This window comes from Nocardia sp. NPDC004654, from assembly GCF_040609595.1.
Lineage (GTDB): Bacteria > Actinomycetota > Actinomycetes > Mycobacteriales > Mycobacteriaceae > Nocardia.
The window spans coordinates 344,029-354,513 of record NZ_JBEXKI010000003.1; the positions used below are offsets into that span (position 1 = coordinate 344,029).

Consider the following 10,485-nt stretch of genomic DNA (forward strand, 5'->3'; position numbering starts at 1 on the left):
TCGGTCCATTATGTCCGCATGGGTTCCACCACAGCCGACGGCGAAAATCGCGACACCGCGCAGCAGAGTTCACCTGCCCCGTCGGCCGAGCCTGCCCCCACTCCCCTGCACTCCCCGTACTTCTGGTTGTTTCGAATTCTGCCGCTACGCTGGGTGATTCCGGTGGCGCTCGTCGCTGTCGCGGCCTCGCTGGTCGCGGTGATCTTCGATGCCTCGGTGTGGATCGCGGCCGGAGTATGTGCCGGCGTGCTCCTGCTGGGGCTGACACCACGGCCGCGCCGCAAGTCGTTGGCAGGTTGGCTGGACGAGGAAATCACCTTCCGTTGGCGCGTGTTCCGCAATCGTTCGGCAACCGCGGATCAGGCGCCGTTCGACGTACCGCTACCCGAGGGCGGCGCCTACGGAATGCGCTGGGACGGCTCGCGATTACTCATCATGCTGCGCGTGGAGGCGCATCCGCGCACGGTGACGCTGCTGAGCCCGCAGTCGCTGATCTCCGACGACATGATGCCGCTGCCCGAGCTCGCGCACTGCCTCAACCAGTTCGACATCGAGCTGGCCTCCATCGATGTGATCAGCACCGGCGCCCGCACCTCGGGGCCCGGCCGGGTCTCGCACCTCTACGAGCAGATCCTGGGCCCGCTGCCCGCGGTGGCGCACCGCACGGTGTGGGTGGTGCTGCGGCTGGACCCGCTGGGCAATGCCCCCGCGGTGGCGCGGCGCGGGGGCGGGGCCACCGGCACGCTGCGCACGGCCATCGTGGCGACCCAGCGGGTGGCGAATCGACTTGCCGCCCACGGCATCTCCACGGTGGTGCTGTCAGCCGCCGAGATCACCGCGGCGGTCAACCAGCTCACCAGGCACACGCCGCTGGAGGAGTTCACCGAGACCGCGCACAGCGTGGAACGCGACGGCATCCACTACACCACCTACCGGATGGCGCCGGAGGCGCTGGGGCCGCGCGGATTCGCGGCGGTGTGGTCCACGCCGACGCTGGCGACCACCGTCACCATGCGTCTTCAGCGCGCACCGGCACGGTCACCGCGCGACCAGGCCGCCGCGCCCGGCGCCGCGGGTATCGAAGTGACCGCGGTGGTGCGCTTCGATACCCGGGACAAGCCCGCCGTGGTCAAGGCCGAGGGCCTGGTCCCCCTGCCGGGCAAGCAGTTCCGCGCGCTGCTGTACCCGCTGCCGATCGCCCGGCGCGGCCGTCGGTTCAGCCCGGAAACCTATCTGGGCAAGCCGGATTCACTGCTCGCACTGCCGATGCCGATCGCAGGCTGCGGTCAGCTGATCGGCGCCGACACCTCCGGACAGGCCGTTGCCCTGCCCTTGGTCGGGCATCAGGTGCGGCGCGTGGAGGTGATCGGATCGCTGCTGGTCGCCCAGCAGATGATCCTGCGCGCCATCGCGCTCGGCGCCTCCGTCGTGGTGCACACCAACCGGCACGACGCGTGGCGGCAGATGGCAGCCGACGTGGGTGTGCCCCAGTCCCTGACCGTCGCGGCCTGGTCCGCGGCCGGGCAGCAAGCCAGCGCGCACCGGTTCGCCACTGTTGTCGTCTACGACGGCATTCCGCCGACGGGACACCACTCCGACGCCACCACCGTGCTGCTGCGCAACGCCCCGGCAACCATGGAGGACCACTTCGACCCCGACGTCACCCTCGCCGAGGACCCGGAGACCGCCAACCTCGTCACCGTGCGCACGGCAGGTGTGACCACCCGCGTGCACATGGTGGCGACACCGGACGAAATGCAATACCTGCACACGGCTTTGGCCCTCGCCAGATAGCCGAGCACCGGAAAGCCCCGGCCACCCGCGCGAGGGTGACCGGGGCTTTTCGTCCCGAACCCGGATCAGAAGGAGTTGTAGACCTTCTTGTCAGCGGCGAACGCGTTGTTGAACGCGCCGTCGATGGCGTCACGCAGCTTCTGGATCTTGAGGTGGGTGTCGCTGAGGCCCTGGCCGTCCTTGCTGCCGACGCCGAGCAGTTCGTCGGCCTTGGCCTTGAACGACTCCAGCGCCTCGTTCTCCTCCCACGCGACGTTGATCAGCTTGTCGCGGGCGGCGACGAAGGCGTCCTTGTAGCCGTCGAGATCCTTGTAGTACTGGTCCATTTCGCGGATCAGCTGATCGTGGACCGCCTTGGTGTACTTCATGGCGGGTACTCCTTTCCCGGAAAGTGCGTCAGATCAGGTTGGTCAGGGCGTCGACGTTGGTCGGGTCGACGTCCGCGAGGGTGGTGTTGCCCTCTTGGATCGTCTGGTTCAGCGCATCGATCTTGCCGTTGATCTCGGTGGCCTCGGCCTGCCAGGCCTCGGAAGCCCTCTGGCCGGCCACCGCGGCGTCACCTTCCCAGCCCGCGCGGGCCGCGTCAAAGGATTCCTGCACCGCCTGGATGGTCTTACGGATGCCTTCGACAGCCTGGTAGTACTCGTCGACTACCTGGGCTGCCTGATCCGCGGTATAGCTGGTCTGTCCGGACATCGTTCACCTCTTCATGTCGGTGGGTATTTCGTGTTCCGCTGCGCAGGCGCCGCGGTAATTCGGTCGGTTCGTGAGTTCCGATGCGTTGACTAGGGCATCCACCTTCCTCCGGGCAAGGTTTCGATCAGTGCCGAGATCGCCTGTGCGATCCGGTGATCGGTTCCCGGGGCGAAGGTCGACCAGACCCGTAGGTCCGGCGCAGCGCCGGGGCTGGCGGCGATCCGACCACGCGAGGTGTCGTAAACCGCTACCGCTCCGGACGTTCTGGTGGTGACGCCGTCGTCGTATGCGTAGGCGACGATCTCGGCGTGCGCGTGGCAGCTGGACATGGCCAATCCGAACTCGATGGCATCGCGTTCGGCCACGCCGTGGGCGTAGAAGATATCGGAGTAATCGCTGGATCTGGTTGCCTCGTCCAGGCTTTCGCGCAGTTCGTCGACCGGGGCGCTGATGCTCGGGATATCGGCGGCCGGGGCGCGGCCCAGCGCTTCGAGCACCGGCCGGGCCAGCGCTTGCCCGCCGCCGTCGCACCAGATGGGGCCCACGTCGAAGGTGTCGCCGATACGCGTTGCCAGCGCGTGCTGAACTCCCTTGCGTGCCACACAGACCTGACGGGTGCCCGACTCGGTGTAGATCCGGGCCGCGAGTTCACGCTCCGGGTTGGCCAAGACGAACAGCGCGTCGGTCAGGTCGGCGGCGACATCGTCGTAGGTGTCGACCAACCCGGCCGCGCGCAGGTCGGCGATCGCTTGGTCGCGCGCGGCCTGCCAGGCATCGACCGAATCCTGCTGCGGTCCGACCCCCAGCACCAGCGGCAGCGTCTGCACGCCGAGCAGGTCGGACACCGCAAGGAGTCCATCGTTGGTCATCGTCGTCATGCCGCCCCCGGTGCCGTGGCCTTCGGTGCGGGTTCGGCGGCGGCGCCGAGCACCGCTGGGGCAGCGGCGAATCCGCCTTCGACCTCGAACGGCTTGTCCGGCTGCGCGGAGGCGGCGCCGGCCCGCGGAGCACGGTCGTCGTCCTGCATGGCCGCGGCGGGCGCCATCGCGGCCGGGGCGCCCATGCGGCTCGCCGACGACGAATCTCCCGCAACCGGAGCCGTCTCCACGGGCAGCGGGGTCGGCTCGGCGGTCACGGCGGCCACGGCCTGCGTGGTGAACGCCGTCTTCGCCCGCGGCGGCGGTGTGGCCCTGGCGAACGCCGCGGCGAACGAAGCAGCAGGCAAGGCGGTCGCGGGCATGGCCGTGGGCCGAACCTCGGATGCGGCCCGCTCGGCTTCCAGCGCGGCGCTATTGGCGATGACCGGTGGCGCGGTCTGCGTCCACGGCGTCTCCAGCGGCTTGGTCGCCTCCTCGTAGACGCGCATGACCCGGGCCGCGTTGACCTTGGCCAGATCCTGTTCGGCGTCGATATCGGCGGCCGCGCCCACCAGGGGCGCACCCAGGCCGGCGCCGATCGCCTCCACCGACTTCTTCGCCTCTTCCAGGGCGGCGATCTCGGCGACGTGCGGCATGGCCAGCCGCGCCACCTCGTAGGCCACCGCTTGCGAGCCGGTCTTTGTGGCGTTCTGAGCCGCGGAACCGGCCGCCTCCAGCAGCCACTCCCGCAGTTTGGTGATCCGGTCCAGGATCTCCGGACTCGTCTCCGAACGCCACGATTCGCCGATGGCCTTGACGATCTGGTCGTATTCGAGCACGGCGGCACCGAAACTCACGCCCAGGCGAGTCCAGGCCTGGGCCGCTTCGGCCATCGGCACCGCGCCGCGGCCGGTGGTCAGATCCTGGGCGAGTTTCTCCGTGGGCCTGGCTTCCCAGACCACGCCGGTGAAACCAGGGATCGGCGGTTCGACCATAGTCCCCCGCCTCGCGTCAGGCCGACGCCCCGAGACCAGCGGCGTTCTCGGTATCCATCACCACTAGCGACTGCGACTGCGAGCGCAGCGCGGCGGCCAGTTTGCGTAGTTCGAGAACGCCGGCGGTCGCGGCTTCGTCGTAGGAGGCGGCCACACCGCGCAGGGTCTGCGCGGCGCGCTGTGAAACTTCGTCCAGCCCAGCGGCTTCCACGGCCAAGGCGGGCGTGTTGGCCTTCAGATCGGCTTCCAGCCGGTCCGCGAGGGCGTCGAGTGCGGTGGCGGACTTGATTGCCCCGGCGCGATCGAATTCCATGACGTCCTCCTATCAGAGGGTGAGTGCCTGGTCCGGCGGTTCGTTGAGCCCGTCGGCGTTGGCCGCGCCGACCACCGGCAGCGAGACGCCTTCGATATCACCCACCACCTCGTTGCCGTGCGAGGCGGACACCAGTTCGTTGCGCAAGCTCGCGGCGTCCTCCGCACCGCGGCCCATGCCCGCGGCCGCCATCGGCGACATCGGCATCATGCCGCCCGGCGAGCTGGTCGCCGTGGTGCTGCTGCCGCGGGCGGCCGAGCTGGCGCCCGCCTGCATCGCCGAGGCCGGGCTGCCGACGCCGTTCGCGCCTGCCGCGCCCAGGTTGCCGACCGCGCGGCCGTCGACCCAGGGGCCGAGCTGGCGCGCCGCGGCGGCTACCGCACCGCCGCCACCACCGAAACCGCCGAGACCACCGAGACCACCGCCCGCACCGGACATGGCGCCCTTGTCCAACTCCGCCTGCTCGGCCTTGTCCTTTTCCAGCGCCGGGTTGGTGGCGGGGTTCAATGTCTTGTGCAGCGAGACAGCCGAATCCATGCCGGACTTCACCGCGGTGGTCAGCGTGGGGATCATCTGCATCAGCATGCTCAGCATCTGCATCTGGTCCATGCCCTTGGGGGCATTGGTGACCGGCACCTTCTGACCCGTGGCCGTCATCTCCGCGCTGTGCACGGTCATTTCGGCGCGCGTCTTCGCCACCGTCGCCGTCGCCTCGGCCATCGTCTCGATGGTGGAGGCGACCAGGAAGGCCTGGCCACCCGGGGTCGCGAGGAACGCCGCGGAGGCCGCGAGCTGTGCCATGTACTTGGCGATGATGGCCGCCATCATCGCGGCGCCGATGCCGACCGAGGTCGCGGCGGAGGCGACGCCTGCCGACTCCTGCGCGGCCTGGGTGGCGATCTTACCGCCGTCCTTCTGCGCCTCTTTGCCTTTTTCCTCGGCGGCGGCCGCAGCCTGACTCTGCCACAGCTGCATCGCCATCGTGAGCGCCGTGCTGCCCAGCTGCACCACCGTCGAGACGACGCTGGAGACCTGAGACAGCACCTCGGTCGGATCGACGACGGGCGCGGCCGCGGCATTCGCGGCGGGCTGTGCGGCCGGATCACCATTGGCCGCGGGCGCGGCTGCCGGTGCGGGAGCGGGGAATTGGCCGGTGCCGAAGGTGGCGGCCAGATCGGTAAGCGGCTTGGCCAGCAGGGACAGGTCGATCACCGGCAGCGGCGGCAGGCCCGGAATCGTTGGCAGCGGCGGGATTTCGGGCAGCTGCGGCAGGCCCATGTCCTTCAGGACATCGTTCACCGGCCGGTCCAACATCGGACCCACCGCGCTCTGGCGCAGCATGTCCAATACCGACTGATCGACCAGCTCCGACATCAGGCTCTACCGACCGCGTCGATGTCGGAGCCCGAAAGCCCGTCCGTCACTTGGTATTCGGCGGCCGCCTGCTGGCAGGTCAGCGCCGTCATGCCGTGCACGTAGGCCAGCTCGGCGACCGAGGTGAGGTGATTGGCCTGCGCCACCGCGAAGGAGGCGAGGAAATCCTGGCCGATCAAACCGAACACCGGGATGGCCGCGGCCATGGTGGCCGCCTGGTTCACCGAACCGGCGCTCGCCACGCTGGCGGCCATCGCCGCGGCCGTGTCCGCGTAGGCCCGAATCGCGTCAGGTTCGGCGGCCACATGAGGCCAGGGATTGATGTCAAAACCGTGAGGCATCGGAAACACCCTCTGCGCGAATATGATTGGAACGTCCAGGCCAAATGTACCGGATGACAGTATGAGTCGCGCAGTAAATATTCGTATGGAACGTCTTAAGGGAGAGTAAATTTTTGGTGCCGCACTAGACCTGAGCTGCGGATTCCTCATTGAACTCGGTGATGAGCTCACCCATCCTCGCCATGGCTTCGGCCGCCGCGCGATGGGCGGTGGAAACCACCGCCTGCTCGAATTCACCGGGTGACATTCGCGACACCGCACTGGTGAATCGCAAGTCCCGCAAGGCTCCACTGCCGTCGACCTCGACGGTGACCGCACCGTCCTCCGACGACTCCCGCGCGCGCACCTTCGCCATCTCGTCGCCGAGATCGCGCAACCGATTCAGCGCCCGCTGCGCCCGCGCCTCGATCTCGTCCATCACCGGATTGGTACTCATGCCTCCGCCTCGCTGGCGCTCGGCTCCGGCATGCGTACCGCACACTGGCACATGATTCGCTCTCTGCGTTCGCTCATGTCACGCTTCCCTCAACCAGCTCTGCGGCTCTTCGTCGTACTCTTCTTCCTCGACCCACTCCTGCGCGGCTACGTCCTCCGGCTTCGGCAGCCCGGTCAGCGCGAGCTGCTGATTGGTCAACCCCGCCGCCTGCAACTCCTCGCGCCGCGCCAGCCCGGCGCGGTTCGCCGCCTGCCTGCACAACCGCATGATCTGATTCGCCAGCTCGGCCGGATCCCGGCGCAGCTCATCCGCTTCCACCGAAATACCCAGCGGCAAGCCCTGTTCGGTGGTCCGCACCGAAATCGTGCCACTGATGTTCGCCGCCGTGGACATCGCATCAACCCCTCGTCGTCGGTGGTCAGTGTAAGTCGAAGGTCCGGCGCCTACAGCCGCTCGTCCTTGATGGCTCCGATGACCGCGGCGATCCGAGTGTTGATCATCGCGGTGAGACGTGCGGCGTCGGCGCCGACGGCGCGCGGCGGGAGATCGTCGGTGATCGCGTAGCGGCCGTCGTCGACGAGGTCGCGCCACTGGATTTCGTGGCGAGTGATGCCGCGCGGGCCGAAGCGGGAGCGCCCCTGGACGATGGCGATGGTTCCGGCCGTGGTCGCGGGCGCCTCGATGAACTGCTGGTACCGGTAGCCGATGGAATCGTCGAAGGAGTCCTCCACCAACGACGCACCGTAGTGGTGTTCCACCTCTTGGTTTTTGTCGGCGGGCAGCACGATGCCGGTGAGCTTGCCGGCTTCCAGCGGCGGTATCTCGTCGACGACCGCCTTCGCCAAATCGACCGCGTCGCATTCGGATACGACGAAACCAGCGCTGTGCCAAATCGTTTCACCTGGCAACTGTTTGACCACGTAGCCGACCTCGCCTTTGCGACCGGCGACCAGGCGCACGCACCCCTTCGGATCTTCGAAATTCTGCGCGCCCCAGCCGTCGACGACGATACGAATGTCGGGGAACGCCAGGGTGTCCAGCACCTCGGTCATCGCCCGGCTGTCGAGCCGCGTGGCCAGTTCTTCCTCGGTCCGTTTGCACTCCCGAACGAAATCGTCGTGGCCCGCGGTCCGGCTCGTGAAGACCAACGGAGAAGGCAGGTCGTCTTCTTTGTCGACCCGTCTCCAGAGGACGAAGAATTCGAGATCGGTGAATTTCCAGACGCGGCTCACCGCTCGACCACCGGTTTGACCACCCTCGGGGCGTCGCCCAACGCCTCGTCCAGATGCTCGGCCGATTCGAGGTAGCTCGGCCGCTTGTGGTTCTGCCCGCCCTCGTTACCGCCGGGGCGACCCGCCGCGCCCGCGGCGCCGGGTGAACCCGGCATACCCATCGGCGACGCGCCCGCGCGCGCCGCGGCGGCGAGCCCCGACGCGGCGCCCGTGGCCATGTTCGCGCGCGGGAAGAGTTTCGACGCCTCACCCAACGCCCTTGCGACGCCGGGGGATCCGAGTCCGCCGCCCGCTCCGCCGCCCGGGCCTGCGCCGAGGGCCTTCGCCGCGGCAGCGCGCGCGGCCTCCAGCGACGACGGCAGACCGCCCAAGCCGGACTGCAAACCGGCGGCGGCCTGCTGAGCGGCCTGCTGGGCGGCCGACATGGCTTGCTGCGCGGCCTCCTGCCCGGCGGACATCGCCTTCTGCAACGCATCCTGCCCGGCCGACGCCGCCTGCGTCATCGCTTGTTGTTGCTGCTGCCTGCGTGCGGCGGCCTCCCGCTCACGCTGGTTCGCGAGCTGCTCCGTAGCCGCCTTCCTGGCGAGTTCCCGTTGCTCCTGCTGGAACTTCTCGTTCGCCTTGCGCTGGCTTTCGGCGGCTTGGTCCGCACGACGCTGTGCCTCCAGCTGCCGACGCGCCAACTCCCGCTGGAGCGCGTCGTTGTTCTTACCGGGACCGGGACCGGGCACCTGCCGACCGGGGCCGGGTCCGGGGCCGGGATTGGCCAGCGGGCCCGGACCGGGCGTGCTCTGGTTGCCAGGGCCGGGCCCGGGTCCCGCGGCCGCTGTGGTGACCAGTTCTTGGGCCGGCGCCGGAATGGGCGGAATTCCGGTGCTGGCGGTCTGCACGCCCGGAACGTAGAAGTTGTTGAATCCCTTTCGCGCCAGCGGCAACTCCACATCACGAGCGTGGATATAGCCCACGCTGGAAGTTCCATCGATGCTGCCGCCCCAGCTCTGGGCCTCCCACGGCATATGGAGTTTCACCGTCCACAACCACCCCGAAGTCCATTCGAGATTGTTTCCGATGGAGGTCACCACGTCCCGCAGCGCGATGACGTTCTGCTCGTAGGTCTTGACCGCGTTCTCCGACGCTTTCGGCCCGTCGCCTTCCCACGCCCCGGAGGTGCGCAGCGTCTGAAGCCGAGTCGCGAGATCGGTGAACGCGGTGTGCAGGCGATCACCGATCCAGTTCCACACCGCCGCCGCGTCCAGAATCTCCTGGTTGTGCGCGCCGATCGCGGCGCCCAGGTTGCGATAGGTGTTGTACTCGATCGCGTAAGCGTTCTCGACGGGCGCGGACTCGGACCAGGGTGCGCCCTTCTTCGCGTCGTCTTGCGGCTTCTGGATGAGGGAGACCGGAATCGACTCGCCCCCTTTGGCGCCCTGAAGGTCCGGCGTCGGGAGCCTGCCGCCCTCCGGGGCGGCCTCGGGGTGCTCGACGTTGTCGGGGTTGCTGTGGTTCACGGTCAGATTGCGGGCCCAGCCGGGAAGTCTTCCTTCGTTCGCCAGCGGCACACCAGGGAAGTCCCACGCGGTGTTCTCCCAGTTGCCGAACCGATCGTTGCGCAGTCTTTCGAACCGAGCGGCGGCGTCGACGTCGGTGTTCTCGTAGACCTTGCCCGCGATCGTGAACAACTCGCCCATGCCGCGCAAGATCTTCTCGTCTTCCGCGAGACGATCGTCGAGGTCGCGCGCCGCCGCGTAGAAGCGCTGCGCCAGACCATCTCCCGAGGGGAGGTTTCCGAATCCCTTGAAATTGAGGATGCGGTCATCGATGGCCGTCTTCGCGATCCGCATCATCGTCAAAGTGTCGGCGACGAATTCGGCCGCCTGCTTCGCCGCCGACTCACCGATGTCGATCGTCCCCGCGGCAGCTTGCTGCTGATAGACCTCCCACGGGTTTTTGCCACCAGCCAACGGTCTCTGCTCCCACCTCTTCGCCGACCGAGTCGGGAAGATCAATCACTCATCGACGCTGTACGACATGACCATGGTGACACGCACGGCCGCCTTCGGCCATTCTCTCCCCGCTACAGCTATCCGATCACGGTTACGCGCATCGATCGTCCTAAGGAACGGTAAGGAAACGATCCGCGCCTGTCCGTCGGACGGTAGACGCGCAACCATCAGGGGGAAGACCCTTTTCGGAGGTGGAGAGCATGTCCGACGAATCGAACTGCACCGCGATCATCCGCGAGGACGATGTGGCGCACGCCCACCGGCTCATGCAGGTGCACCGTTCGTGCCCGCGCTCCTGCCCTTCTCGGCGTGCCGCACTGGAAGTCCTTGTCGCCGCAGGGCATTACCGGTTGTCCACGCGATTCGGCTGAGTCCGCGGCTACGGCTCGGTTGGACAGCCGGGTAGTCGACGATCGCCTCCGGTCCCGCGGCGCGGGGAAACGG

Annotated in this window: 13 protein-coding genes; 2 read left to right on the forward strand and 11 right to left on the reverse strand. The window is 68.1% G+C overall.

The genetic code is table 11. From position 1 onward, the window contains the following. Nucleotides 1-18: 18 nt before the first annotated feature. The gene (gene eccE / locus ABZV58_RS11800) at nt 19-1,794 is read left to right on the forward strand and encodes a type VII secretion protein EccE (protein WP_355000121.1); all 1,776 of its coding nucleotides are present in this window, start codon (nt 19-21) and stop codon (nt 1,792-1,794) included. 65 nt (nt 1,795-1,859) lie between these two features. Here eccE and ABZV58_RS11805 read toward each other — a convergent pair whose 3' ends face one another. From ABZV58_RS11805 to ABZV58_RS11855, 11 genes are all read right to left on the reverse strand, one after another. Next, a complete protein-coding gene (locus ABZV58_RS11805; protein WP_355000122.1) occupies nt 1,860-2,162 on the reverse strand; it encodes a hypothetical protein in 303 nt (100 codons plus the stop codon). 28 nt (nt 2,163-2,190) lie between these two features. After that, nucleotides 2,191-2,490 carry a WXG100 family type VII secretion target gene (locus ABZV58_RS11810; protein ID WP_355000123.1) on the reverse strand — a complete coding sequence of 100 codons (300 nt, stop codon included), beginning with the start codon at nt 2,488-2,490 and terminating at the stop codon, nt 2,191-2,193. Nucleotides 2,491-2,579: 89 nt separating this feature from the next. Next, a complete protein-coding gene (locus tag ABZV58_RS11815) occupies nt 2,580-3,359 on the reverse strand; it encodes an ESX secretion-associated protein EspG (protein ID WP_355000124.1) in 780 nt (259 codons plus the stop codon). 5 nt (nt 3,360-3,364) lie between these two features. After that, entirely contained in the window at nt 3,365-4,342 is a 978-nt protein-coding gene (locus tag ABZV58_RS11820; protein ID WP_355000125.1) for a PPE domain-containing protein, read from the reverse strand. 16 nt (nt 4,343-4,358) lie between these two features. Then, nucleotides 4,359-4,655 carry a PE domain-containing protein gene (locus tag ABZV58_RS11825; protein WP_067785091.1) on the reverse strand — a complete coding sequence of 99 codons (297 nt, stop codon included), beginning with the start codon at nt 4,653-4,655 and terminating at the stop codon, nt 4,359-4,361. Between the two features lie 12 nt (nt 4,656-4,667). Then, the gene (locus ABZV58_RS11830; RefSeq protein WP_355000126.1) at nt 4,668-6,029 is read right to left on the reverse strand and encodes a hypothetical protein; all 1,362 of its coding nucleotides are present in this window, start codon (nt 6,027-6,029) and stop codon (nt 4,668-4,670) included. After that, on the reverse strand, nt 6,029-6,370 hold the full coding sequence (locus ABZV58_RS11835; RefSeq protein ID WP_355000127.1) for a type VII secretion target: 342 nt from the start codon (nt 6,368-6,370) through the stop codon (nt 6,029-6,031). The genes ABZV58_RS11830 and ABZV58_RS11835 overlap by 1 nt, the downstream gene beginning before the upstream one ends. Nucleotides 6,371-6,494: 124 nt before the next feature. Next, a complete protein-coding gene (locus ABZV58_RS11840) occupies nt 6,495-6,806 on the reverse strand; it encodes a YbaB/EbfC family nucleoid-associated protein (protein WP_355000128.1) in 312 nt (103 codons plus the stop codon). A 78-nt stretch (nt 6,807-6,884) separates the two neighbouring features. Then, complete coding sequence (locus ABZV58_RS11845) at nt 6,885-7,199, reverse strand: hypothetical protein (protein ID WP_355000129.1); 315 nt, start codon at nt 7,197-7,199, stop codon at nt 6,885-6,887. 50 nt (nt 7,200-7,249) lie between these two features. After that, nucleotides 7,250-8,038 carry an ESX secretion-associated protein EspG gene (locus tag ABZV58_RS11850; protein WP_355000130.1) on the reverse strand — a complete coding sequence of 263 codons (789 nt, stop codon included), beginning with the start codon at nt 8,036-8,038 and terminating at the stop codon, nt 7,250-7,252. Continuing rightward, a complete protein-coding gene (locus tag ABZV58_RS11855) occupies nt 8,035-9,999 on the reverse strand; it encodes a hypothetical protein (protein ID WP_355000131.1) in 1,965 nt (654 codons plus the stop codon). The genes ABZV58_RS11850 and ABZV58_RS11855 overlap by 4 nt, the downstream gene beginning before the upstream one ends. Nucleotides 10,000-10,241: 242 nt before the next feature. Here ABZV58_RS11855 and ABZV58_RS11860 point away from each other — a divergent pair, with 242 nt between their 5' ends. Next, nucleotides 10,242-10,412, forward strand: coding sequence for a hypothetical protein (locus tag ABZV58_RS11860; protein ID WP_253810640.1), 171 nt, complete (start codon nt 10,242-10,244; stop codon nt 10,410-10,412). The last annotated feature ends 73 nt before the right edge of the window (nt 10,413-10,485 follow it).

Excerpts from the sequence above, each read along its gene's own strand:
- ABZV58_RS11840 (WP_355000128.1), bottom strand. The coding sequence starts at position 6,806 with ATGAGTACCAATCCGGTGATGGACGAGATCGAGGCGCGGGCGCAGCGG.
- ABZV58_RS11860 (WP_253810640.1), top strand. The coding sequence starts at position 10,242 with ATGTCCGACGAATCGAACTGCACCGCGATCATCCGCGAGGACGATGTG.
- ABZV58_RS11830 (WP_355000126.1), bottom strand. The coding sequence starts at position 6,029 with ATGTCGGAGCTGGTCGATCAGTCGGTATTGGACATGCTGCGCCAGAGC.
- ABZV58_RS11810 (WP_355000123.1), bottom strand. The coding sequence starts at position 2,490 with ATGTCCGGACAGACCAGCTATACCGCGGATCAGGCAGCCCAGGTAGTC.
- ABZV58_RS11845 (WP_355000129.1), bottom strand. The coding sequence starts at position 7,199 with ATGTCCACGGCGGCGAACATCAGTGGCACGATTTCGGTGCGGACCACC.
- ABZV58_RS11825 (WP_067785091.1), bottom strand. The coding sequence starts at position 4,655 with ATGGAATTCGATCGCGCCGGGGCAATCAAGTCCGCCACCGCACTCGAC.
- eccE (WP_355000121.1), top strand. The coding sequence starts at position 19 with ATGGGTTCCACCACAGCCGACGGCGAAAATCGCGACACCGCGCAGCAG.
- ABZV58_RS11835 (WP_355000127.1), bottom strand. The coding sequence starts at position 6,370 with ATGCCTCACGGTTTTGACATCAATCCCTGGCCTCATGTGGCCGCCGAA.
- ABZV58_RS11820 (WP_355000125.1), bottom strand. The coding sequence starts at position 4,342 with ATGGTCGAACCGCCGATCCCTGGTTTCACCGGCGTGGTCTGGGAAGCC.
- ABZV58_RS11815 (WP_355000124.1), bottom strand. The coding sequence starts at position 3,359 with ATGACCAACGATGGACTCCTTGCGGTGTCCGACCTGCTCGGCGTGCAG.
- ABZV58_RS11805 (WP_355000122.1), bottom strand. The coding sequence starts at position 2,162 with ATGAAGTACACCAAGGCGGTCCACGATCAGCTGATCCGCGAAATGGAC.